We start from the raw sequence: 23,368 nt of genomic DNA, 5'->3' as shown, positions 1-23,368 counted from the left end.
TTCAATCAATTAAGGATTTTTAAGAATATGAAAATGTGTAAACTTGTGTTATTTATTGTCTTTTGCTGTGTCTCGGCAATTGCTCAGGCTGGAATCATTGTAACCATCAATGTGAATCCAGGTACTTCGACTGGAGCATTCACTCCGGGTGAAACCGTTATAGCAGACGTCTTTATGGAAATGACAGAAGCAACCGATAGCTTGGGAGTTTTTTCATTTGGCGTTCAATACGATCAGTCCGAACTTTCTTTTGTTTCTCGTCAAGACTTTGCTTTTGGCGTGTTGGGTGAACGTATTTCGAACCTAGTGAATGAACCGCTTGGCACAGTAACAAACATCAATGCTTTCAACTTTTCGGCCAACCAGCTTGGGCCAGTAGGTCCGATTCGCGTGTCAAGCTTGGAGTTCCTTGCGAGCAATCCAAGTGGTGACATCAACGATACCGATCTGCTACCCGGTGTTTTTGATCTGGGAGCCGATGCGTTTTTCGATGCTAATTTTAGCGATATTGCGTCTACCGTATCATTCAACGGCGCTAGCGTAACAGCGGCAGCAGTACCTGAGCCCAGCTCCATGGTGGCTCTGGCTTCGTTCGCAGCAGTTGGAGGATATCTCCGACGCCGTCGTCGAAACAAAGTCGCATCGAATCAAGCATCCTAACATCAAGATGCTATTGATCCTTTAGCTGACCGAGAGCATTTCCTTGAAGTGCTCTCGGTTTTTTTGGCTCCACGCCTTATGACGTAAGTTGCGCCTGAATCGCGAAGATACAACAAACCAAAATACCACTACTCCAGCCCATCGATGCGCTACCAGTCTTGAGCGCTGGGACGTCCCATTTCTACCAGATGGATGTACGTCTCGTCGCAAAAGCGATCGGTCATGCCTCCCAGATACGTACCTACCGCTCGTGGAACACCTTCTGTTTCCGACAATCGCTGAAACCGAATCGGCAAGCGTTCTGGGTAAGCGACCAACAAATGAAAAAGCTGCTGCAAACGTGTTGCTGCCCGCTCGCGGACCGCCACTAGCCTTGGATGACGATAGACATTATTGAACAAGAACGACTCCAATTCGCCTCGCTCCTGCTCAATGATTTCTGGCATCTGCAAGTGAACGCCCTGCTGCTGCAGTTGTGTCCCCGTAAATCCTCGGCAAGTGGCAAGCATGGGTTCTACGTTTCGCAGAAAGTAGTTCACTTGTGTTTCAATCAACGCATGCACAAGGAACTGGCGGGAAAACGGAATATCGTTCCTGACCGCTTGTTGCTCCACTGTTGATCGCCGTACGAAGGCAATCTGTTGTAGATCGTCCAGTTGCAATAGTCCCAATTGGAGTGCGTCATCAACGTCGTGAGCATCGTAAGCAATACTATCAGCTGCATCGACCACTTGCACTTCCAAGGGCGGAGCAGGTCCTGTCGCTCCTTTGGCCGTACGATGCTGCTGCCCCGCTAACACTTCCATCGTCAAATTCAAGCCCGGCGTCGACGTATAGCGATTCTCAATTTGCTCGATCAATTGTAAAGCGAAGCGGTTATGCGAAAACCCACCTTCATTTGCCAAACATTGCGCCAGAGCATCCTCTCCGCAGTGCCCGTAGGGTGGATGACCGACATCATGCAACAGCGCGAGCGCTTCGACGAGATCTTCATTTAAACGCAATTGCCGAGCAATGGTGCGCGCGATCGAAGCGACTTCCTGTGTATGCGTCAAGCGCGTTCGGTGGTAGTCCCCCATATCGCCTGTAAAGACCTGCATTTTACCGCTAAGTCTTCGGAAAGCAGCGCTGTGTAAGATCCGATCTCGATCACGCTGAAACGGTCCGCGATACGCATGCGCAGGTTCCGGGTAGCGTCGCCCAAGAGACTGATAACTAAAGGTAGCATAGGAGGCAAGCAACGTCTGTTCGCGTGTGTGCCATTGTGGTTCAATGATTCTAGGCATCGATCGCTTTCACACTCTTCGAACGTGATTTCTCACGGACGTTCTCTACATAGAGCAACATCAATGCTACTACTACCAGTAAACCACAAACTCTTGCTGGCCAATCACCAACCGTTTGCCACAAGCCCCAGCGACTGTCTAAGGTCGGCAAGGCGATGATCGCATCTGCAGCCATTCGCGGCCCACGAGCCTTTATCTCGCCGTTGCCGCTGACCCACGTCGAAATCCCCGTATTGGCCGCAACTAACATCGGCCTTCGATTCTCAACAGCCGAAAAAACGGCGCAGGCGAGATGATGATCGAGCATCGAAGAACCACGGAACCACCCATCATTTGTAACGTTAACTAGAATGTCAGGCGAGCTATTATTAGCAGTTAGCGTGGCGACTTGGCTTTGAATCGCTTGAGGCAACATATCTTCAAAGCAGATACTTGGTGCGATCTGTACTCCGTCCACCTCAAACACTTCCCATTTTTTTCCAACTGCCAGTTCGGCCATGCCAAGAGCGTCGTAGATCTTTTCTGCGCCGTAGGCGAATGGGATATATTCACCGAACATGACCAAGTAACGCTTGGAGTAGAACATTGCTTCTGAGTTGTCTTTAGGTTGAAAAACCGCCGAGTTATAACGCTCGAACATATTGTTTTTCAGTTGCCATAGACTGATCCCCATGAGAAGTGCAGGCACCTGCGCATCCTCTGGCTCAACTTCTTCCCTATTCATCTTCGAATAGAATTCGCGGTCCCCCCCGGCAGCAATAAACTGCATGTCACGCAATTTGCGTCTTGAGAGTTCGTGAAAGTATTTTGAGTCCTGATACACTGTCTGAGGATCGCCAGCGTACTTCGCAAACGATTCGGGCAACCGTCCGCCATCCCAGTCAAAAAAGGGCGACTCAGGTGTATAAACAGATTCAGGCCACACTACCAAATCCAAATCGGGATGATCTTTGCCAGTCCTGGACGTCAAGTCAGCATAACGCGTCCATGAACCGTGAGCCCTTGCCGGATTGTATTCAAACCGAGTCTCAGCGACCTCTTGAATCAGCGCAACCTTCAAAAGTGGCTCAGCATCCTGCTCAAGCTCCTGGCCAGCCTGGAATTCCCAGTACCCCACGCCAAAAAACACGAACACTGCTACGGAGGCAATCGTTGCCGAAAAACGTTGCGACCGCATGTTCGCAAGACGTCGGCGTGGATTTGTATCGATTTCAACTGGTTCGGCCGTAGCCAATTCATCAGTACTGCCATCGCCCGTTTGAACGGGGCCTTCCAGGAGCTGCCGGACTTTTGACGTCGGTGCCAGCCATAGAAAAATCGCAGCGCCGGTTAAGATTATAAGGCCGCTGACTCCATGCGGGCCAATGTGCGATGCCAGTTGAATCAGTAGTGGACGCTCTGCCAATGCATGACTCAGCAAACAACCTCCAAAACCAGTCATTATGTAACATCGGAGCAACTCGCATCCAACCCACGTAAGTGAAGCCGCTATGGTTATCGGCCAGCGCCATCGATGAACCAAAAATCGCGATACTCCGATAAACACGGGTATGTAAACGGCAATGTAGAGCGATAACGCGATCCAACCGGCATATAACGGCCAGTACGCCAGTCGAATACCTTGCAGCAAAGCTAACCAAGCGATCGCCGATGCAATATATGTATGCAGGTAGAAACCACGTCCCAGGCTACGCTGCGTAGCAATGGCGGGCATCCAACACAAAACGGCAACAAACGCCAGCGGCCACGAACCAACCGGTTGAAAGGCAGCCCACATGAAGAGAGCCGCCAGATATTGCAGGGTGATTATCATTTCGTCACTCCTTAAAGCGGACTCCATCCGCCCCTTTCGTCAACTTTCGAATCGAGCGACCAAACGTTTGTTGGGTCCTTTTTCAATTGTCAGCATCGCAGTTACAACTGCTATGCCCAATCCAACGGTGCAAGCCATGTTTGCTTGAGTTCTGCGAGCGACAGATCGATATACGTTTTGCCCGCCGCTTGCACTTTCATCATGGCATCAGCAACTGTCTCGCCGATGCAGAAACAAGGTAGGTCTTGCATCAGCTTGCAAAACTCAGCTTCGTTTCCAGCAGTAACTTCGCACACAAAACGTGTATTGGATTCGGCAAAAAGAGCAGTCCAAACGTCGATGAACATCGGCTGCGTCATCGCTGCCAAGTCAACTTTCACACCAATGCCGCCGCCAAAAGCCATCTCCGCTATCGCCACTGCCAAGCCGCCTTCGCTGCAGTCGTGGCAAGAACGTACCAAACCTGACTTGATTGCGAGATGCAACGTTTCAAAAATCTTCAACGCTTGAGAAACGTCAACCTTTGGAACCTCGCCACCGGTTTTTCCATTCACGATCGCAGCCATCGAACCGGCAAATTCATCCCGCGTTACGCCCACGCTAAACAAGCGATTGCCCACGGACTTCAGGTCCATCGTGATGGCTTGACGCACGTCGTCGATTTGTCCCATAGCACTGATCAGCAGCGAACATGGAATCGTGATCGTTTGCTTGTTGCCGTTGGTATCAATCCACGAGAACTCGTTGTTTAACGAGTCCTTACCGCTGATGAAAGGTGTTTTCCAAGCGACCGAGAGATCGTGGCAACCGAGCGCCGCGCGCACCAGTCCGCCAAGCGTCTCTGGGCGTTCTGTATTTCCCCAGCAGAAGTTGTCAAGAATCGCAATCCGCTTTGGATCCGCTCCCACCGCAATGCAGTTGCGAATCGCTTCGTCGATGACCGAACATGCCATATGATAAGGATCATAGTCGCCGTAATTTGGATTCATGCCACAGGAAAGCACGATTCCACGTCGATTCGTTAACTTTGGTTGGACCACGGCAGCGTCACTAGGAGCATCGCACTTGGGTCCAACTAACGGCTTTATCACACTTCCAGCTTGCACTTCATGATCATACTGCCGGATAATCCAATGTTTGCTCGCAACATTTGGATGCGCCAGAATCTTCAGCAGCGTTGCTTCACAAGTCGGTTGTGTTGCTTCTTCCCATTTCAAAGCTTGAACGGGCTTTGGTTCAAAGATCGCTTGCCTAACAACGGGAGGACGCCCACCATGCAAGAACTGCATCGAAAGGCTGCCGACTTCTTCTCCGCGGAACATCAAACGCAACTCGCCCGTACCAGTAAATGTACCCAAGCAAGCGGCTTCCACGCCTTCGCTGTCGCAAAGTTCCTTTATGCGATCCCAGTTCTCAGGTGGCACTGCCATGACCATGCGCTCTTGAGCTTCGCTGATCCAGATCTCCGTATAAGTTAGACCATCATACTTCAAAGGTGCCTGATCCAAGTGCACTTCCGCGCCCAGCTCTTCCCCCATTTCACCAACAGCACTGCTAAAGCCGCCCGCACCGCAGTCGGTCACGGCGCTATAGAGGCCTTCGTCGCGTGCTTGCAACAAAACATCCAGCACCATTTTTTCAGTAATCGCATTGCCGATCTGAACGGCGCCACCACTGATGTCTTCGCTCTCTTCCGTCAATTCAACGCTGCTAAAGGTTGCGCCGTGAATACCATCACGTCCCGTCCGACCACCAATCGCAACGATTAAATCGCCTTCGCGCGCCGCCTTTTCAACTTTATCGATCGGGAGCAATCCTGCGTTCCCGCAATAGACCAGTGGATTGCCCAAGTAGCGTTCGTCGAAATAGACTGCGCCATTGACCGTTGGAATTCCCATGCGATTTCCATAGTCACGAACGCCAGAAACAACGCCTTTGATAACGCGAAGTGGGTGCAAGACGCCCGGCGGCAGGCTATTCGGATCCGTTTCGGGCGGAGCAAAGCAAAAAATGTCCGTGCTGCAAACCGGTTTGGCGCCTAAACCTGTCCCCATCGGATCACGAATAACGCCGCCCAAACCAGTATTTGCACCACCATATGGTTCGATGGCAGAGGGATGGTTATGCGTTTCAACTTTGAAGACGATATGATCATCTTTGTCGAATGTGACAACACCCGCGTTGTCTTTGAACACACTCACGCACCAATCGTCGGCGCCTAGCTCTTTGCGGATAGAGTTTGTCGCTGCAAAAATTGTCTCCTTGAGCATATTATTGAATTGCTTCGAACCATTTTCGTCACGGTAAGCAATTTTGCCAGCCAAAGTCTTATGACTACAGTGCTCGGACCAGGTCTGAGCGATCGTCTCGAGTTCAATGTCCGTTGGCTCTCGCTCAAGCGTTTGATAATATCGTTGGATCGTCTGCATCTCGGTCAGCGATAGATACAGTTGCCCCGATTTCGAGAGCTTGTTCAGCTCATCGTCACTCAGCTTGCTGATCGGAACTGTTGTCACTTTCAATTCGTAGTGACTTGCCACATCGAGGCTATCGAGCTTAAGCGGGCCAACAACCACTTGTTCGATTGAATCATTAGCCAAGACTCGCTTTGCTATCGCGTCAATTTTTCCGGAATCTTGGCAGTCGATCCAGAATTTTCGCACTGTCCTTACCGCTTCGACGCCGGGATGCATGCGGCTGAGCAAACGGAGTGTGCTCTGTGCGACTGGATCCATCACGCCAGGTTTAGGCAGCACGTGGATCAGCGCGTACGGTGATGTATGTCCGTTCCCTGCTGGAGCGTGCAACAGTTCCTTTGAGCCAACGAGCGCCGCAACCGTTCGTTCGGTGATCGGGTCGGCCAGCAGTGTTACGATCGAAGACCGCATTTCGTCTGCCGAGATATCGCCTTGCAGGAGAAATCCACGGGCTCCATGAATTGCTAAATCTGGATCGATTCCTAAGTCTGCTACCGAATGTGCCGCTTCGCCGCCCAGTCGATCTATTTGATCATTCGCAGGATGAATGTCGATTTCCCACAGCGTCACGGATATGTTTTCCTTCAAGAAGTGTATTTTCAATTAAATCAAAGTCGTGACGCTCAACGGCGTCGATCAATTTTGCCCAGATTGTGGCAAAACTATGCATTGCTTGTAAGGCATCAGTTCTGTTTTCCTCAATGATCTGTCGCCACATCCGCGGATCGCCAGCCGCAACGCGGGTCGTGTCTGCCCATCCCGAGCCAACCAGCGACAAAAAATCGCTAGGCGTCGCCGCAGAAAGTGCCGATGCCACCATGTGGGGCATGTGGCTGGTCATGGCAAGTGCGTGATCGTGAGCCTTGGGTTCCATTTCCACGACAATCGCGCCCAGGGAAGACCACAACGCCCTTGCAGCAGCTACCGTCTTGGAGGAAGTCGTCGAAATCGGCGTCAGCACCACGGTTTTTCCACGCAGCAGAGTTGCGGAAGCGAACTCGGCGCCGCTTTTTTCGCTGCCCGCAATCGGATGCGAAGGGCAAAAACGCTGGGAAAATGACTCATTTTTCGCCGCGTTGGCTATGCTCGCCTTGGTGCTGCCCACATCGACAAAGAGACAGCTTTCCGACGCACATTTAGCCGCCAGAGCCAAGGATTCGACGATTTGCTGGACCGGGGTCGCTGCGATGACAAGGTCTGCATCGGCAGCAGCCACCTCTATTTGAAGGTTAAAGCTGTCGATCGTTCCGGCATTTTGAGCCGCTTCGAGTTTGCTTTTGGAACGCCCCCAGCCGCTGATATGCAGTGCCGCGTTGTTCGCTTTGAGCCCGCGGGCAATGGAGCCCCCCAACAGCCCAACGCCCAAAATACAAACCTTCCGCCACTTTCCGTGCAAATCGCGGCTTTGTTCGTCGGCGGGTGTCGGTAAAGCCATGAATGCGTTCAAAATGTGGCTGAAACTCAGAAAAGGAACTCTCAGCGGTGACGGCTGAAGTCTTCGATCATACCGAAAAGGGCACAGTTTGCACACGCGACTGTTTAAAGACGGCCGGTAACAATGGGCTTCGTAACAAGGCTGGATAAGGTATCATTGGCATCGAACGAGGATCGATTGGAGCCTTGAGGGCCGTCGCACGCTTATCGGCGGAAGGCCGGAGCTTCCTCTTCGCGAGCACACTGCAAACGACACACGGAATGTTAACAGAACATGAGTAACGCAAACAAGATTTTCATCATCGGCGTCGGGGACGACGGCTTGGACGGTTTGACCCGCGCCGCAGTTAGCCAGTTGGAGCAAGCGAGCTTGATTATTGGCAGCCCCGCGATGCTGAATAAAGTTGAACATCTTCCAGCAAAGAAGGAGGCGGTTACGGGCGACCTCGAAAAACTTGCCACCTACATCGATCAATTCTCCGACGGCTCCGCAGTACTATTGACGCAAGGCGACCCGCTTTTCTACGGCACAGCACGCTTCTTGTGCGATCGGTTGGGCAAAGATCGGTTTGAAGTGATCCCGCACGTCAGCAGCATGCAACTCGCTTTCGCCCGAGTCAAAGAGAGCTGGGAAGAAGCGTTTCTTACAAACGTTGCGACTCAACCATTGGAAAAGGTCGTCGACAAGATCCGTCAGAGCACCAAAGTCGGACTGTTTACGAGCGAAACAGTTTCGCCTGCGATGATCGCTCAACGCATGTCGGATGTTGGGCTGGACTACTTTACGATCTACGTTTGCGAAAACTTAGGCTCGCCCGACGAGCGTGTCACGCGCGGCTCGGTGTCGGAAATAACCAAGCAAAAGTTTGGACCGCTTAACGTGATGATCTTGGTTCGCAAAGAGAATGTGCCTGATCGACCTCGAGAGCTAGCGCATGTTCGGCTCTTTGGAAATCCGGACGACTTGTTCTTGCAGAGCAAACCCAAACGTGGACTACTGACGGGCAGTGATATTCGTTCGCTCGCCCTATCAGAACTAGAACTTGAAATTGATTCGGTTGTTTGGGACATCGGTGCCGGAAGCGGTTCGGTAGCGATCGAGGCCGCTCAGATCGCCAGGGAAGGGCACGTCTATGCGATCGAGATGGATGCCGAGGACTTTGGGCTGCTGCAGGAAAACGCGCGACGTTTCGGCGTCGCCAACATGACGCCGGTCCTGGGCGAAGCACCCGCGGCCTTCGACAAGGTACCTTTACCGGATGCGGTGTTTGTCGGCGGAACAGGCCGCGCTGTCGCGTCTATCTGCGAATCGATTTGGAAGGTGCTTCCTTCGGGAGGACGCATCGTGGCGAATGTCAGCAGCTTGAATAACGTAGTCGCGTTGCAAGAACTCTTCCACGGCAATTACCATGTCGAACCTGAGATTTGGATGTTGCAAATTTCGAAGGCTAATGTCCAACTAGATACATTCCGGTTCGAAGCGAGCAATCCTGCGTTCCTTGTGAAAATCACCAAGCCTTAAAGAACTGAAGCAAGCCCCGTTTGCTGAGGGAGCGACATGTCATCACCCCAGAGCGATGCGCCCAAACAAGTTGTTGGGGAGATCGTCAATGAAAGGGAAGAAGAGGTCCGCAAGCGTCTGCAAGGAATTGCGTGGCTGTTTGATGAATCGATTACCATCCCCGGTGTGAATTATCGCATCGGCATTGACGGTTTAATTGGGCTGATACCCGGTCTTGGTGACATCGTTTCCGCCTCGGTGTCGATGTACTTGATTGCCGAAGCCTCACGATTGGGCGCATCGAAGCCCGTCATTCTCAGGATGGGAGCAAATGTGCTGATCGACACCTTGCTCGGAGCAATACCGATGTTGGGCGATCTATTTGATTTCGCCTGGAAAGCCAATTCCAAGAACGTTGCTCTATTGAATCAGTACCTGGACAATCCCCGCCACGTCCGTCGCAGCAGCACGTTGATGGTGGTAGGCATCGCTGCGTTACTGGTACTTGCCATCGTCGGTATCTTTTTTCTGATCAGCAGTCTGATTGCTTGGTTCATCCAATTGTTTTGACTGGCCAACACACGATCGCAGCGCGACGGACAATGCCAGTCGCAGAGCGACGGACGAAGCAAGTCGCAGAGCGACGACAGATGTTAGTCTCAGCGCGACAGAAAATGCCAGTCGCGGAGCGACGACAGATGCTAGCCTGGGACGCCAGTCCCAGGTACAAACGTAAAGACACGCATGAGTCGCGGAGCGACGGCAGATGTCAAACGCATTGAAGATGCACTTTGCGTTTCATGCAACGGAATCAACACATGCAGGACGATTGCAACCGCACAGTGCGGTATACATATGCCGTCGCTCCGCGACTCCGTGTTCTATAACTAACGTGACCTGGGGTTCCGCGAAAACTCGCTGGTCGCTCGTTTCGCTCCACCCCAGGCTATCATCTGCCATCGCTCCGCGATTGAATACCATTGCGCCCCAGTCGCAGAGCGACGACAGATGCTAGCCTGGGACGCCAGTCCCAGGTTTTAACGCACGCATGAACGTGAGTCGCGGAGCGACGGCAGATGGGAAATAAACGAACGCGACGGCTACGACACAATTTCTTCGTCAAAAACGTAGCGAGGGTCAAAATCGATTTCATGACGGCGAAGAATTTCGAGATACTCGTCACGGAATGCATGGCGCTGATGATGCTCTCGCTGCGTTTGAATATAGTGTTTTACTCGATCAGCTTGCGACTGACTAACTGAGAATGCGCCATAACCTCGCTGCCATTCAAAACGAGTCCTATGTTTTTCGTTGACCCACCGCGAAGTATTTGCTTTTAAGAGTTGCATCGTGTCAGAAATGGCGAATGCAGGATGTATCTTGATAAGGAGGTGCACATGATCTTCGATTCCACTGCTGCAGAGAATTACCGATTTGTGCTCGTGCGCAGTAGCTCCGAAATATGCATACAGATCGTCTCGCCACGCGTCCGCAATTATCGGTTTGCGATTCTTCGTACTTAAAATAGCGTGAATTAGGATTCCGTGATGCGTCGAGGGCATTTCATACTCCTATCGTGTTTTGAATCCCCCCCCCTGAGTCGCGAATCCGATGCACGATCCGGGGCGTCGGGATTAAACTCCTTTTTTCTACAGGTATCGCAAGTATAAAACCCACGCTCTCGCTGTTCAAACTCACGTTTCGAAATTTACCGACTAGAATTTACTGGCCCCAGTCGCAGGGCGACGGACGTTGGGAAACGCACCGAAGATGAAAATTGCGTTTCGTGCAACGGAATCAGCACATCCAGGGCAAACGTAACGGTCCGGTGCAGCCAACATCTGCCGTCGCTCCGCGACTCCGTGATCTATGGCTAACTTGTCCTGGGGTTCCGCGAAAACTCGCTGGTCGCTCGTTTCGCTCCACCCCAGGCTATCATCTGCCATCGCTCCGCGATTAAACACCACCTCGCCCAAGTCGCATGGCCGCAACAATTTTCAACCACAAACGTCAGTGCCCACGCCAGACGTACATCCACACGCCAGTCGCGGAGCGACGGCAGATGCTAGCCTGGGACGTCAGTCCCAGGTCCAAACGCATAGATGCGCATGAGTCGCGGAGCGACGGCGGATGGTCTAGCAGCGCGACGTTAGGATCCTGCAGCTTCTTCCTTTGCCCCTTGCGATTCGCTGGTGGCATTTTCTGCTGCAGGTTGCGATTCGGTGCTCGAACTATCGTCGCTTGATTCGGCAACTGGCTCCGGCTCCGACGATTCAGGCTTGTCGAGGTTGACTGCTACATTGGCTGCGGCTTCTTGCTCTTCTGGCGTCGCTTGAACAGGAAAATCGATGAATCCCGATAAACCGCGATCAACTGCCCAAATATTGCGGAAGAAAACGGGATCGTTGTGATCTTGCAGTTTTATCGGCAGCAACAAAACTTCCTCCACCGCGCCATGACCTGTCTTTGTTGGCAACGCTACATTGTCCTGAACCTTGACGCCATTGAGCCAAATCGAAAGCTGAGCTTCGCGCAATTTGCTGCCATCCGACGCCCAACGCGGTGCGGTGAATCGAATATCATACGTCTGCCACTGCAGAGGTGGAAAACACATGTTTAACTCGGGTGCTTTGTAACGATAAATCGCGCCGCAACCATCGAACTGAAGGTCTTGCGCAAAGGAATCCAATATCTGACATTCATAACGGCTTAACAAGTAAATGCCGCTGTTCCCCCGCTGCTGACCGGAAGACGCAGGCATGAAGGGTAGCCAAAATTCGACATGCAAATCGAAGTCTTGAAATAGCTGCTTGATATCCGCCCCTTGCAACAGCAACCCATCGGCGTTCATCTTTCCACGAACGAACTGGTCTGTATTCGTACCGTCGAATAAAATGATCGCTTCGGCGGGCGGCGCGGCGCCTAACGTCGGACTGTGGCGACGTACTCGAGCCAACGTTCCGACTTTTGTCCCTGTAACGTCGACGAGCGTACACTCTTCTTGCTGAGCGAAAATGGCCCAGGGGCTTCCGGAAAGTACCACGAACTGCTCGTGCCGCTGGCCAATCATCTTGATCGGCTCAGGATTGTGATTCTCCTCGCCAGGCAGGCCGCCGATGAATCCAAGTCCTTCGAAGCGGTCACGGCCGACAGGACGAACTTGCAAAGCGAACGGCTTAGTCTCTCCTTCGGATTCTTGAACCGTTCCGACGAATTCCCCTAAGAGAAAATAGTCTGGATCTTCGCGCACGGCCTCGATCGAGATCGCGGCAACGGTCTGAGCCACTGCACGCGACTCGTGGAATGCGGCGAGTGACGAAAAGAGCAATATGCCGAAGATAAACGGAAATCGTTGCATCGAACTCTTTGTTTTCATGTAATCGGAGAGGGAACGCAGGATTAGGTAACCGCCATTTTAGTTACCTGGCTGCAAATAACACCTATGCATCTCGCGATGCCCACTAAAAAACCGGTGCTATACATTAACTCTAGCTTTCATAATCCGCCCTCTCAATCTGAGTTACCCAACTCTGACGGGCGTCGGGAGTGCGACCGCTGGCGATCCTGCAGTTTTCGTCGCATTTTGCCAGTTTCGATGTCGAATTTGAATTTTATCGAGCGACGATAAGTGCCATGCTCTGGCTAACCAGTTCCAAAAGCCTACCTCAACTTTCATGTCCGGTGCAGTTTGTACGATCGAAGTTCAATTGGCTGCAACGCTGTCAGAATATTGCGGTGGAGTATCCTCGCTGCAACTTTCTGCGGCCACTGTGCGCGAGGCATTAAACGAACTGGAACGGATAGCGCCTGCGGTCTATCGCAGCGTTTGCGATGACGCAGGTGCAGTCAGGCGGCATGTAAATCTATTTATCAATACGGAATTCGTCCCCGCTCGCGAGCCAACGGGGCTCAGTATGGCTATAAAGCCTGGGGACGTCCTAACCATTTGGCCTGCAGTTTCGGGAGGTTAATATGTCGCGCCGCGTTCTGTTATGCATTGGAACCAAGAAGGGGCTCTTTATCGCGGAATCGGCGGAAGACCGAAACGATTTTGCGCTGCGTGGTCCCTTCTCACCAGGCGTCTCTGTCTACTCTGCTTTGATCGACCAACGCGGTGCGCCGATTGTCTACGCATCTAGTTGTAATGCTTTTTTCGGCATGAAGGTCATTCGATCGTCCGACCTTGGCAACAGCTTTACGGAAACGGAATCCGCACCAGCATTTCCGAAAGACGACGGTCGAGCTTTAGCCAACATCTGGTCGCTGGAAACGGGAGCAAACGAGCACGAGATTTTGGCAGGCGTGGAACCTGCCGCGCTATTTCGCAGCCGCGACGATGGCGATAACTGGGAACTGGTTCCGGGCATCAGCAATCACGACCACGCACGACAATGGCATCCTGGCAACGGCGGTTTGTGCATGCACACGATCGTGCGCGACGGCAACCGCGTTCATTTAGGAATCTCGACGGGCGGACATTATATGAGCGAGGACAGCGGCGAAACATTCCATGCTTCCAACAACGGAATCGGAGCTGGCTTTGTTCCAGACCCTTACCCCGAGTTTGGCCAGTGTGTGCACAAGATCGCTCGGCATCCCGCCGCGCCGGGCCGGCTATATATTCAGAACCATGGTGGATGGGAAGATCGACCAGGCATCGGTGTGTTGCGCAGTGACGATTATGGTCACACATGGCGGTCGATCGCCGCGGGCTTGCCCTCGGACTTTGGTTTTCCGATCGTCGTACACCCACATGATCCCGACACGATTTATGTCGTACCTCTTGAACCAACCACTCGGACCTGCCCAGACGCAACGCCTGCTGTCTGGCGAAGCTGTAACGGTGGCGATTCGTGGGAAAAACTAACGCAAGGACTTCCCGCAAAAGACAGCTTCTTCACAGTTCTGCGAGACGCAATGACGATCGACGACCTGGAATCGCCCGCTCTTTTCTTTGGCACCACCACAGGTCAGTTGTGGATGGGCCGCGACGGCGGGAATGCTTGGGAATGCCTTTTCGATGCATTACCACCAATCAATTGTGTTAAAGTAGCGGTTGTCGAGCCTCACTAACCGCCAGTTTCGCGGCCGCAACCGCTTAATTTTTACGGCGGAACGGGACAGAAGACGTTTGCACAATTAGACTTGTTAGTCGAATCGATTCGATCCTCGACACAAAGTCCTTTTTATGCTCCGACAGTTCATCTTCGCAACGTTTCTTCTGTCTCAACTGAATGTTTTGTTCGCCGAAGAAGCGATCTGCCGTTATTGCGTCGAAGGCGGTCTGCAGCGGCGACTGCCATTGGGGATGAAACTTGAAGGCAAGTATCACTATGCCCCTGATCGACAAGTTGATGTTCAGCACATCAAAATCGATGTGACACCTGATTTTGACCGTCAAACGATTGCTGCAACGACAACGATTACTGCGAAGCCGATTTTAAAGCCGCAAAAGATACTTCGACTGGACGCGGTGAACTTGCGAATCCAAGACGTAAAATGCGAGCAAGCGACGATCGTTGATTTTGTGTCAACGCGCGACGACTTGAAAATCGTATTCGAATCAGAACTTCCAGTTGACCAAGAGTTCACCGTAGCGATCAGCTATACAGCTAAACCCGAAGCGGGGCTCTACTTTCGCACTCCAGCCATGGGTTATCCAGAAAGCGATACTCATATCTGGACGCAAGGTGAAACGCACGAAGCTCGGCATTGGTTTCCATGCTTTGATTATCCAAACGAAAAATCTTCAACAGAGGTAATCTGCCGTGTCCCTAACGAGATGATCGTGTTGAGCAACGGCAAAAAGACCAGCGAAACCTCCGATTCTGACGGCCTTAAATCCGTCGGCTGGCTGCAAGAAAAACCGCACGCAAATTACCTTGTCTGTCTCGTTGCCGGCAAATTTTCCAAACTTGAAGACCAGTATCGCGACATACCTTTGGGTTTCTACGCCCAGCCTTCACTGGCCGAACACGCGGAGAACTCTTTCCAAGACACGCGCGCGATCATGGAATTTTTCCAACAAGAAATTGGCGTTGAGTATCCTTGGGTAAAGTATGACCAAGTCACAATTCAAGACTTCTCCGCCGGCGGCATGGAGAACACGACGCTGACGACCCTGACTGATAATACGATTTTTTCGAAGAACACCGAAAACGTTTATTCATCACGAGGTCTCGTCGCCCACGAATTGGCTCACCAGTGGTTCGGAGATTACGTGACTTGTAAAGATTGGAGCCATTTGTGGCTGAATGAAGGCTTTGCGACGTACTACACCATCTTGTACGAAGAGAAAGCGTTCGGGCATGATGCAATGCTGTACGAACTATTCGCCGATGCAACCCATCAGATCCTTGAGCGGGGTGATGATAAACGTCCGATTGTCTACAACCAATACGCCAATTCAATGGAGCAGTTCGACTATCGCTCCTATCCAAAAGGCAGTTGGGTCTTGCATATGCTGCGCAGTCAACTGGGAGAGGCGGCCTTTCGCGAGTGTATTCAAAAGTATCTGCAGCAACACGCGCTTTCCAGCGTCGTATCCGATGACCTTCGTAAAATCATCGAAGACCAAACCGGACGTCCGATGGATCAGTTCTTCGACCAGTGGCTCTACCACGCAGGCTTTCCCGATCTGGAAATCAGATACGAGTGGCAAGCAGACACCAAGCTTGCCAAAGTGACCATCGAACAGAAACAAACAGTTGACGACCATGTTCGTCTATTCGCTTTCCCTACCAAACTGCGACTTATCGCCGGTGATCAAATTGTTGATCAAGCAATCGAAGTTACCAAAAGCAAAGAAGACTTCTACGTTTCACTTGAGGCCCAGCCTCAGATAGTTCGCTTTGATCCCGACTTTTCACTTTTGGCCCGCGTCAATTTTGAGAAATCGGATGACATGTGGGAAGCTCAGCTCAACAACTCTTCTGATATGATCGGCCGACTCTTTGCGTGCCAAGCGATTGGTAAACGCAAGCCACAGAACGCGATCGAACTCTTGAGTAACGTCGTCGAAACCGACCCATTCTTCGGAGTTCGAACAGAAGCGGCACAGGCACTGGAACAGATTGGTACCGATGAAGCATTTGACGCCTTGTACGCACGCGTTAGCCAACAAACCGATGCGCGGGTACGTAACGCAATGACCCGTATTGTGGCAAATCGCTACGATTCTCAGGCAGTTTCGCGAATCAAAAACGTTCTTGAGACAGAAAAGAATCCGGCCATACAAGCAACTGCACTACAGGGGCTTGGTATGTTGCAAAATGAGGAATCACGACTGTTGCTCTTACAATTCTTGAAGTCCGATAGCTTTGAAGACGAGCTTGCAATGGCGGCAATCAGTGCGATCGAGCAACATAGAAACGCAGCTTACATTCCAGCTTTGATCGAAACGATCGAGCGACATAGAGCGATTCCGACCAGCAAGTTACTGCCGCCGGCCTTAAGGTGTCTAGCGTCGATAGCAGCGTCAACTCAGGATAAATCCGATGTAAGTGAGCTGCTCGTCAGTTTCCTTGACTCGCCTAAGACCGTAGTACGTGTAAGCGCCTTGGCTGCAATCGGAACGCTGGGCGATAGTCAGTCGATTCCGATCCTGGAATCGATTCAACAAAGCGGTCATCCTCAGTTAAGGGACCAAGCTGCCGAGTCACTTGACAAGTTGCGAACTTTGAAACCTGTTGCACCGGAGGAAATCATCAAGTTGCGTGAAGAGGTCGGCGACCTGCGAACAAATTATGATAAATTGAAATCTGAAATCGAAGACCTGCGGAAGCTACAAAAGGCACTGCCTTAATTTGCATGACACCGCCTGTCCTGAGTAACCATTCTGTAACGATAACGCGGTGTTTGTTATGCCTGCCAGTTCGAACGCAGCCTTAGACGCTCCACTTGCAGCTCCCAGACCGTCGCTGCTGGTCCGACTCATTCGATTATCCGCAGCCATCGCGATCATCGGAACAGTTGTGAGTTTCTTTGCCGCGCATTACTGGATTGCTGACATCGTATCGAATCTTTCTGTCCAGTTTTTTGCAATGCTGATCCCGGCAGCGATACGTGCGTTGCGTCAACGCCACAAAGTCCTTTTTACCGTGTTGCTGGCCTTTATAAGTTTTCATGCGATCAAGCTTACCCCGTACTGCCTCCCGTTGAACAGACAACAGGCTGGCGTGCCTGAAGGGAAAAGCCGCCGTCTCGTAGTTTACAATGTGTTGCGCACAAACGAGAAGTTCCAGCAAACACTCGACACGATCCTCAGCGCCAATGCGGACGTCGTGTACTTGATGGAAGTTCAAAATGCTTGGGAGCCTTATCTCAAAGGAGTTCAAGATCAGTACCCCTATCAAAAGATTCTTGCTGCACCCGATTACACGGGAGTTGCTTTACTGTCGAAACATCCGTGGCGAGAACTGAACGTTATTTCGTTGGGCTATGTGTCGAATCCGTCGATCGACGCTCACATACAGTTTGATCAAGATGAGAACGCAGAGCTTCATCTGATTCTCACCCATCCGCTGCCTCCTTTTGGTAATGCGTTAACGGAATCGCGCGACGACCAAATGATCTCCTTGGCGCAGCGCTTCAGGGCAGGCGAGAGAAGAATGCTTTGCGGAGACTTTAATTTAAGCCCTTGGTCACCACGATTCGCAAAGCTTCTGCAAGCGGGCCAGTTGAGGGATGCGTCGTTGGGTTTCGGTCTTGCGCCTACGCTCGTCCCGTTGCCGACTTGGTTGGGAGGTGTTCGAGTCGACCACGTTCTTTGCAACGAGTCGGTTCGAGTTCATGACTACCAGGCCCAACGAACACAGAACTCCGACCATGCCATGGTTATTCTAGACTTTTTGCTCCTCACAACCGACGTAGAACCCGCCACAGTTGAAACAAAGCAGTAAGTTCGAATCCTTGAGTGCCAGATCGGCACATCCCTGTGCCAACTCCTGCCGCTGCTCATTTGCTATTTGACCTACTCCTCCGTCGCGCAATTTTGCTACAATCAAAGGTCCCATCGACTACAATAGGGTGCGGCAACGGGCATCTTTACTGCCTTCCGACCGATACCTTCCTTCCTCCCTACTGCCCAACGTTGGTTCAGCTATGAGGTTAACCGCTCGCTTCGCTCCAATTCTTGCCTTGCTGTGGCTTCCTTGTGCGTTACAAGCCGCTGAACCAACCGAATTGCAACAACAATTCTTGCATGACATTCAACCGATGCTGAAAACGCATTGCTACGACTGCCATGCCGGTGGAGCGAACGAAGGCGGATTGGCGTTTGATACGAGTACTGAACAAGAGTTACTCGCGAATCGCAACTTGTGGTGGAGTGTGCTTAAAAACGTCCGTGCTGGCTTGATGCCGCCAGCGGGCGAAACGAAGCCAACGGACGATGATCGCGAACATCTGAGTAAATGGATCTACACCGGAGTCTTTGGCATCGACCCCAGCAATCCTGATCCGGGGCGAGTAACCGTTCGTCGATTGAACCGAACGGAATACCGGAACACTATTCGAGATCTCATGGGCATCGACTTCAACGCGGAAGTCGTGTTTCCACCCGAGGATACAGGTTTTGGGTTCGACAATGTGGGAGATGTGCTTAGCATCTCGCCGTTGCTAATGGAGAAGTATCTACAGTCTGCCAGCAAGATCGTACAAGAAGCAGTTCCAACCGTTTGTAAGATTACGCCAATCTCTAGAATCAACGGTAGCGAGTTCCTGAACGAAGATGGCTCAACGAAGGGCTCCCGATTAGATTGCGGCACGCCGATCAAGATCAGCAAGAAGTTTAGCGTTGAGACGACTGGCAAGTATGATTTGCACGTCAACATTCGTTCGTTCGGCTCGTTCTTCTTTAATCCCACGCGCTGCAAGTTAAAGCTCTTCGCAGATGGTGAAGAGCTTTACGAAGACGAATATGGGTGGGACGAAAACAAGCTGAGCGAGTATCACTTTACAAGAGAATTGACCGCCGGCGAACATGAGTTCATTTTTGAATTAGAACCGACAGTTCTGCCCGACGCGCCTGTCGAAGGCGAAAGCGGAGACGACGATACTTTCGTGGGGCTCGGCGTTGCACATATTGATGTCGAAGGCCCGATGGGCGTCGATAAATGGACACATCCCAAGAACTACGAACGCTTCTTTCCACGCGACGAACCACCTACATCGCAAGCCGATCGCCGTGAATATGCGGAAGAAGTCCTAAGCAAGTTTCTAACTCGAGCGTATCGCCGCCCAGCAGATCAGCCCACACTGGAGCGGCTGGTAGACCTCGCAGAATCCGTTTACGAAATGCCTAACAAGACATTTGAAGCGGGCATATCACAGGCGATGGTGGCAATTCTCGCGTCCCCAAGATTCCTATTTCGCATCGAGAATGTCGAGGCAAACGATGACAGCACATTCCCACTGATAGATCAATATGCGCTGGCTTCACGTCTGTCCTACTTTCTCTGGTCAACGATGCCAGATCAAGAATTATTCGAATTGGCTCAGAACGGACAGCTTCGAGACCAATTGGATGTTCAGCTTGCCAGAATGCTACGTGACGATAAATCAAAAGCATTCATCGAAAACTTTACGGGGCAGTGGCTACGCAGCCGTGACATCGAACATGTGTCGCTCGACCCCGTTGTTGTGTTGGGCTTTGGCGAAGAATACGATTCGCTGCTAGCATCCTTGCGACAGCGAGGCGGACGAGGCCGTGGACAGCCATCACCCTATGACGAAGAGCTTCAAAAGGTTCGCAATCGCATCCGGGAGATTCGCACGCAAACTAGCAAGTTCGACAATGATGCTCGACAAGCCATGCAACGCGAAACCGAAATGATGTTCGAGTTTATCGTCCGCGAAGATCACAGCCTCCTGGAAGTCCTCGACAGCGACTATGTCTTTGTAAACGAAAAACTTGCAGCACTCTACGATATCCCTGACGTCGAAGGGAAAGAAATGCGACGAGTGACGCTGCCAGCGGGCAGTCCTCGTGGTGGCCTGCTGACTCAGGGCACCATGCTAGTCGTCACTTCGAATCCAACCCGAACTTCGCCTGTCAAACGAGGACTTTTCATCCTGGAAAATGTGCTTGGTTTGCCTTCGCCGCCACCGCCGCCGAATGTTCCCGAGCTTGAGGAAGCGGCGGGTAAGTTTGGTGATCGTGAACCGACCCTACGCGAAGTCCTCGCAGCGCACCGTGAATCGGCTTTGTGTTCATCCTGCCATTCTCGCATGGATCCACTCGGCTTAGCTCTCGAGAACTTCAATGCGTTAGGCATGTGGCGTGAATCGGAGCACGACCAAGCCATTGATGCATCCGGAGAGCTAGCGACCGGCGAGACATTCAAATCTGTCCACGAACTTAAAAAGATCCTCGTGGCCAATCATCGCGGAGAATTTTATCGATGCCTGTCGCAAAAACTGATGACTTACGCGTTAGGACGCGGAATGGAGTATAGCGATGAATATGCGATCGAGGAAATCGTTCAGCAATTAGACCACAATGATGGCAAGTTTAGCGTCTTACTGAAATCCGTCGTCACCTCTCCAGCGTTTCAACGTCAACGCCGCAGCTTGCCACCCGAAGCAGTTGCGGGAACAGACATATCTAATTCCCATTAATATTGCACCTGCATTAGCCCACAACAAACGTTCACACCCTCCAAGACTTTCGATCGGAACCTAGCGATGTTATCCAGCAGAAACAAATCGGTCCATCAAACCCGAACCTTATCGGATCGTCGTAGATTCCTCAAAGGAATCGGTACCTGTGTCGCAATTCCAGCGTTTGAGTCACTGCTGCGTCCTGCCAAAATGGCGCTGGCAGCAACGGAAACAACGAAAGCTCCGCTCCGCATGGCTTTTATGTCAATTCCGAACGGAGTTCAGCAGAATCATTGGTTTCCCGAAGGCGACACCAAGAATTTCACGCTTAACACAACGATGAAGCCGCTGGAGTCCGTCAAGCAAAACATTCAGATTTTGGCAGGTCTTAAGCACGACCATGCAACACCCGGCAACGACGGAGCAGGGGACCACGCGCGAGCAAATGCCACATTCCTAACAGGTGCCCGCGCCCGCAAGACTCCCGGCAAGGATATCTATGTCGGTACATCCATTGATCAAGTTGCCGCTCAGTCTTACGGCCATTTGACTCGTTTCCCGTCACTTGAACTTTCCTGCGACGCTATCCGAAATTCGGGCAGCTGCGATTCGGGCTATGCCTGTGCCTACCAGTACAATCTCGCATGGAGCTCACCTACAACCCCGGTGACGCCTGAACCAAATCCACAACTCGTGTTCGAACGCTTGTTCGGCGAGGGGCAACATGGCGAACGTCAACGCAACATGGAGCTTCGCCAAGCATCGCAAAAATCAGTGCTCGACTTTGTGCTCGACGACGCTGCCAGTGTGCGACGAGAACTTGGCTTGGTCGATCGTCGTAAGCTGGATGAATACCTGGACGGTGTTCGTGCCATCGAACAGCGGATCAAGTCGGCGGAACTCTTTGGCGATGTCCCAGATCCGGAATTGGCCACTCCAGGCGGAATTCCTAGTAACTTTGGTCAGCACATGGATATCATGTACGACCTTTTGACACTCGCCTTCCAAACCGATTCGACTCGAATCGCAACACTGCTTCTTTCCTATGACGGCAGCAACCGAATCTTCCCAGACATTGGGATCACCGAAGGCCACCATTACTTGACGCACAACCAGCGTAAAGAAGATCTCGCCGCAAAAGTCGCAGAAATCGATCGCTATTACATGCAACGCTTTGCGAGCTTCTTGGAAAAACTATCCAAGACAGAAGACATTGATGGCAATTCGATCCTTCATAATTCGATGATCGTGTACGGTGGAGCAATCGCTGACGGTAATCGTCACACTCATGACAATCTGCCTGTTATCCTGGCAGGGTCTGCCGGAGGAGCATTCGAAACTGGCCGATACTTGCAGTTGGAAGAAGCACCGATGGCTGACCTTTTTGTAACCATGTTACGACACGCCGGAATCTCGATCGACCAGTTCGGCGACTCCACCGGCAACTTGGACAGTCAACTACTCAGCTAACGCGGCGTCTCAATTAGAAGATTAAGCATTCCTGCAACTGACCATAGGAATTGTCCCGAAACAGTTTCCAATTTTAGCGGAACGGCGCAAGCCGTCCGGTGTCACAAAACCGGAGGGCTCGCGCCCGTACCGCTACAATTGATTTGCGGAAGTTATTTTAAGACAATTCCATAGTGATGGACTAGGCCAGCAACTCGCTCCGCTGACGCATCGTTGTAACAGCGGAATGTTACTTACTTATGTTATTTATACCACCTGACGAAACACCTCCAGCGAACCTTCTTCAGCAGTTATCGACTCATGGAGGTGCTGGATCGGCAAACGGTTTTGATGTCGTGGCCGTTGGCGCGCATCCCGACGACACCGATGTCGCATGTGGCGGGACATTAGCCGCACTGGCCGCTCAGGGCTATCGCGTCGCTATGGTTGACTTGACCGATGGCGAGCCGACTCCCAATAGTACAGGACCGTTGCAACGTCTGGAAGAATCGCGGCTGGCTGGGGAGACGCTTAGGGTTGCTTACCGACGGATCATGAACCTTCCTAACCGTCGACTAATGGACAGTTTCGAGACACGCATTGCACTTGCTCAAGAGCTGCGATTGTTGCGTCCGCGAATTGTGATCGGCTTTGGCAGTAAGACTCCGCTCGCTTCACCCGATCACTATCAAGCGGTCCAAATTACAGATGCAGCCATCTTTTATTGTCGCTTAAGCAAATGGGACGAACACTTTGCGGGCCTTCCACCGTTTGTAATCCAGCGTCAACTCTATTTTCGAATCCCGCTGGAACCGATGACGCCGCAGAGCACCGACGCGCAGATCACAATGGATATTTCCAATCACATGGAAACGAAACTTGCTGCAATTCGCTGTTTCAAAAGCCAGTTCGCGAAAAGGCCGCATGTAATCGATCGGCTGCGTGCCGCCGCGATTCTTGCAGGCGCATCGGCTGGCTATGAAGCTGGTGAGACTTTTGTTAGCCCGCGACCAATCGGTACCCAAGATCTTGTACAATCACTGCTGGCAGATGGTTCGCAAGCCGCAGCCCTCCAATCGCTGTTCGTTGACAGCCAGCCTCCACGCAATATCGAATGATAGTTATACTGGCATTGTGGCTGCCTTCG

General features: G+C 51.8%; 17 protein-coding genes. 10 read left to right on the top strand and 7 right to left on the bottom strand.

The window, feature by feature from the left end; genetic code table 11:
* Nucleotides 1-33 precede the first annotated feature (33 nt).
* Nucleotides 34-660: a PEP-CTERM sorting domain-containing protein gene (locus SH451x_RS00450; protein ID WP_479360279.1), complete on the top strand. Its 627-nt coding sequence runs from the start codon at nt 34-36 to the stop codon at nt 658-660.
* 149 nt (nt 661-809) lie between these two features.
* Here the strand turns inward: SH451x_RS00450 and dgt are convergent, their stop codons facing one another.
* The 4 genes from dgt to SH451x_RS00430 form a co-directional block, all read right to left on the bottom strand.
* Nucleotides 810-1,946 (bottom strand): dGTP triphosphohydrolase, encoded by a 1,137-nt coding sequence (gene dgt, locus SH451x_RS00445; protein WP_479360278.1) that lies wholly within the window; start codon nt 1,944-1,946, stop codon nt 810-812.
* Nucleotides 1,939-3,759: an apolipoprotein N-acyltransferase gene (locus SH451x_RS00440; protein WP_479360277.1), complete on the bottom strand. Its 1,821-nt coding sequence runs from the start codon at nt 3,757-3,759 to the stop codon at nt 1,939-1,941. Before SH451x_RS00440 ends, dgt begins: the two co-directional genes overlap by 8 nt.
* A 110-nt stretch (nt 3,760-3,869) precedes the next feature.
* Nucleotides 3,870-6,806 carry a phosphoribosylformylglycinamidine synthase subunit PurL gene (purL, locus tag SH451x_RS00435; RefSeq protein ID WP_479360276.1) on the bottom strand — a complete coding sequence of 979 codons (2,937 nt, stop codon included), beginning with the start codon at nt 6,804-6,806 and terminating at the stop codon, nt 3,870-3,872.
* Nucleotides 6,769-7,671, bottom strand: coding sequence for a prephenate dehydrogenase (locus tag SH451x_RS00430; RefSeq protein WP_479360275.1), 903 nt, complete (start codon nt 7,669-7,671; stop codon nt 6,769-6,771). The genes purL and SH451x_RS00430 overlap by 38 nt, the downstream gene beginning before the upstream one ends.
* A gap of 273 nt (nt 7,672-7,944) precedes the next feature.
* Here SH451x_RS00430 and cbiE point away from each other — a divergent pair, with 273 nt between their 5' ends.
* On the top strand, nt 7,945-9,192 hold the full coding sequence (gene cbiE / locus SH451x_RS00425; RefSeq protein ID WP_479360274.1) for a precorrin-6y C5,15-methyltransferase (decarboxylating) subunit CbiE: 1,248 nt from the start codon (nt 7,945-7,947) through the stop codon (nt 9,190-9,192).
* 36 nt (nt 9,193-9,228) lie between these two features.
* Nucleotides 9,229-9,741 (top strand): DUF4112 domain-containing protein, encoded by a 513-nt coding sequence (locus tag SH451x_RS00420; RefSeq protein WP_479360272.1) that lies wholly within the window; start codon nt 9,229-9,231, stop codon nt 9,739-9,741.
* A 530-nt stretch (nt 9,742-10,271) separates the two neighbouring features.
* Here SH451x_RS00420 and tnpA read toward each other — a convergent pair.
* From tnpA to SH451x_RS00405, 3 genes are all read right to left on the bottom strand, one after another.
* A complete protein-coding gene (gene tnpA, locus SH451x_RS00415) occupies nt 10,272-10,733 on the bottom strand; it encodes an IS200/IS605 family transposase (RefSeq protein ID WP_479360271.1) in 462 nt (153 codons plus the stop codon).
* Between the two features lie 153 nt (nt 10,734-10,886).
* On the bottom strand, nt 10,887-11,117 hold the full coding sequence (locus SH451x_RS00410) for a hypothetical protein (RefSeq protein ID WP_479360270.1): 231 nt from the start codon (nt 11,115-11,117) through the stop codon (nt 10,887-10,889).
* A 203-nt stretch (nt 11,118-11,320) separates the two neighbouring features.
* Nucleotides 11,321-12,529, bottom strand: coding sequence for a 3-keto-disaccharide hydrolase (locus tag SH451x_RS00405; RefSeq protein ID WP_479360269.1), 1,209 nt, complete (start codon nt 12,527-12,529; stop codon nt 11,321-11,323).
* A gap of 316 nt (nt 12,530-12,845) precedes the next feature.
* On the opposite strand from SH451x_RS00405, the gene SH451x_RS00400 reads away from it, so the two are divergent.
* From SH451x_RS00400 to SH451x_RS00370, 7 genes are all read left to right on the top strand, one after another.
* Nucleotides 12,846-13,142, top strand: coding sequence for a MoaD/ThiS family protein (locus SH451x_RS00400; RefSeq protein WP_479360268.1), 297 nt, complete (start codon nt 12,846-12,848; stop codon nt 13,140-13,142).
* Between the two features lies 1 nt (nt 13,143).
* Nucleotides 13,144-14,244 (top strand): WD40/YVTN/BNR-like repeat-containing protein, encoded by a 1,101-nt coding sequence (locus SH451x_RS00395; RefSeq protein WP_479360266.1) that lies wholly within the window; start codon nt 13,144-13,146, stop codon nt 14,242-14,244.
* 115 nt (nt 14,245-14,359) lie between these two features.
* Nucleotides 14,360-16,975, top strand: a complete 2,616-nt coding sequence (locus SH451x_RS00390; RefSeq protein WP_479360265.1) for a M1 family aminopeptidase — start codon at nt 14,360-14,362, stop codon at nt 16,973-16,975.
* 58 nt (nt 16,976-17,033) lie between these two features.
* Nucleotides 17,034-18,071 (top strand): endonuclease/exonuclease/phosphatase family protein, encoded by a 1,038-nt coding sequence (locus tag SH451x_RS00385; RefSeq protein WP_479360264.1) that lies wholly within the window; start codon nt 17,034-17,036, stop codon nt 18,069-18,071.
* Between the two features lie 202 nt (nt 18,072-18,273).
* A complete protein-coding gene (locus tag SH451x_RS00380) occupies nt 18,274-20,790 on the top strand; it encodes a DUF1592 domain-containing protein (protein WP_479360263.1) in 2,517 nt (838 codons plus the stop codon).
* A 66-nt stretch (nt 20,791-20,856) separates the two neighbouring features.
* Nucleotides 20,857-22,242, top strand: a complete 1,386-nt coding sequence (locus SH451x_RS00375) for a DUF1552 domain-containing protein (RefSeq protein WP_479360262.1) — start codon at nt 20,857-20,859, stop codon at nt 22,240-22,242.
* A gap of 239 nt (nt 22,243-22,481) precedes the next feature.
* Nucleotides 22,482-23,339, top strand: a complete 858-nt coding sequence (locus tag SH451x_RS00370) for a PIG-L deacetylase family protein (RefSeq protein WP_479360261.1) — start codon at nt 22,482-22,484, stop codon at nt 23,337-23,339.
* Nucleotides 23,340-23,368: the final 29 nt, after the last annotated feature.

Source organism: Njordella aestuarii, from assembly GCF_056494165.1.
The sequence above is the reverse complement of the archived record's forward strand: the minus strand, read 5'-3'. Positions and strand labels throughout refer to the sequence as shown.

Coding starts and splice junctions, on each gene's coding strand:
- SH451x_RS00450 (WP_479360279.1), top strand. CDS start 34: ATGTGTAAACTTGTGTTATTTATTGTCTTTTGCTGTGTCTCGGCAATT.
- dgt (WP_479360278.1), bottom strand. CDS start 1,946: ATGCCTAGAATCATTGAACCACAATGGCACACACGCGAACAGACGTTG.
- SH451x_RS00430 (WP_479360275.1), bottom strand. CDS start 7,671: ATGGCTTTACCGACACCCGCCGACGAACAAAGCCGCGATTTGCACGGA.
- SH451x_RS00395 (WP_479360266.1), top strand. CDS start 13,144: ATGTCGCGCCGCGTTCTGTTATGCATTGGAACCAAGAAGGGGCTCTTT.
- SH451x_RS00385 (WP_479360264.1), top strand. CDS start 17,034: ATGCCTGCCAGTTCGAACGCAGCCTTAGACGCTCCACTTGCAGCTCCC.
- tnpA (WP_479360271.1), bottom strand. CDS start 10,733: ATGCCCTCGACGCATCACGGAATCCTAATTCACGCTATTTTAAGTACG.
- SH451x_RS00380 (WP_479360263.1), top strand. CDS start 18,274: ATGAGGTTAACCGCTCGCTTCGCTCCAATTCTTGCCTTGCTGTGGCTT.
- SH451x_RS00440 (WP_479360277.1), bottom strand. CDS start 3,759: ATGATAATCACCCTGCAATATCTGGCGGCTCTCTTCATGTGGGCTGCC.
- SH451x_RS00390 (WP_479360265.1), top strand. CDS start 14,360: ATGCTCCGACAGTTCATCTTCGCAACGTTTCTTCTGTCTCAACTGAAT.
- SH451x_RS00405 (WP_479360269.1), bottom strand. CDS start 12,529: ATGCAACGATTTCCGTTTATCTTCGGCATATTGCTCTTTTCGTCACTC.
- SH451x_RS00370 (WP_479360261.1), top strand. CDS start 22,482: ATGTTATTTATACCACCTGACGAAACACCTCCAGCGAACCTTCTTCAG.
- SH451x_RS00375 (WP_479360262.1), top strand. CDS start 20,857: ATGTTATCCAGCAGAAACAAATCGGTCCATCAAACCCGAACCTTATCG.
- cbiE (WP_479360274.1), top strand. CDS start 7,945: ATGAGTAACGCAAACAAGATTTTCATCATCGGCGTCGGGGACGACGGC.
- SH451x_RS00420 (WP_479360272.1), top strand. CDS start 9,229: ATGTCATCACCCCAGAGCGATGCGCCCAAACAAGTTGTTGGGGAGATC.
- SH451x_RS00400 (WP_479360268.1), top strand. CDS start 12,846: ATGTCCGGTGCAGTTTGTACGATCGAAGTTCAATTGGCTGCAACGCTG.
- SH451x_RS00410 (WP_479360270.1), bottom strand. CDS start 11,117: ATGGCAGATGATAGCCTGGGGTGGAGCGAAACGAGCGACCAGCGAGTT.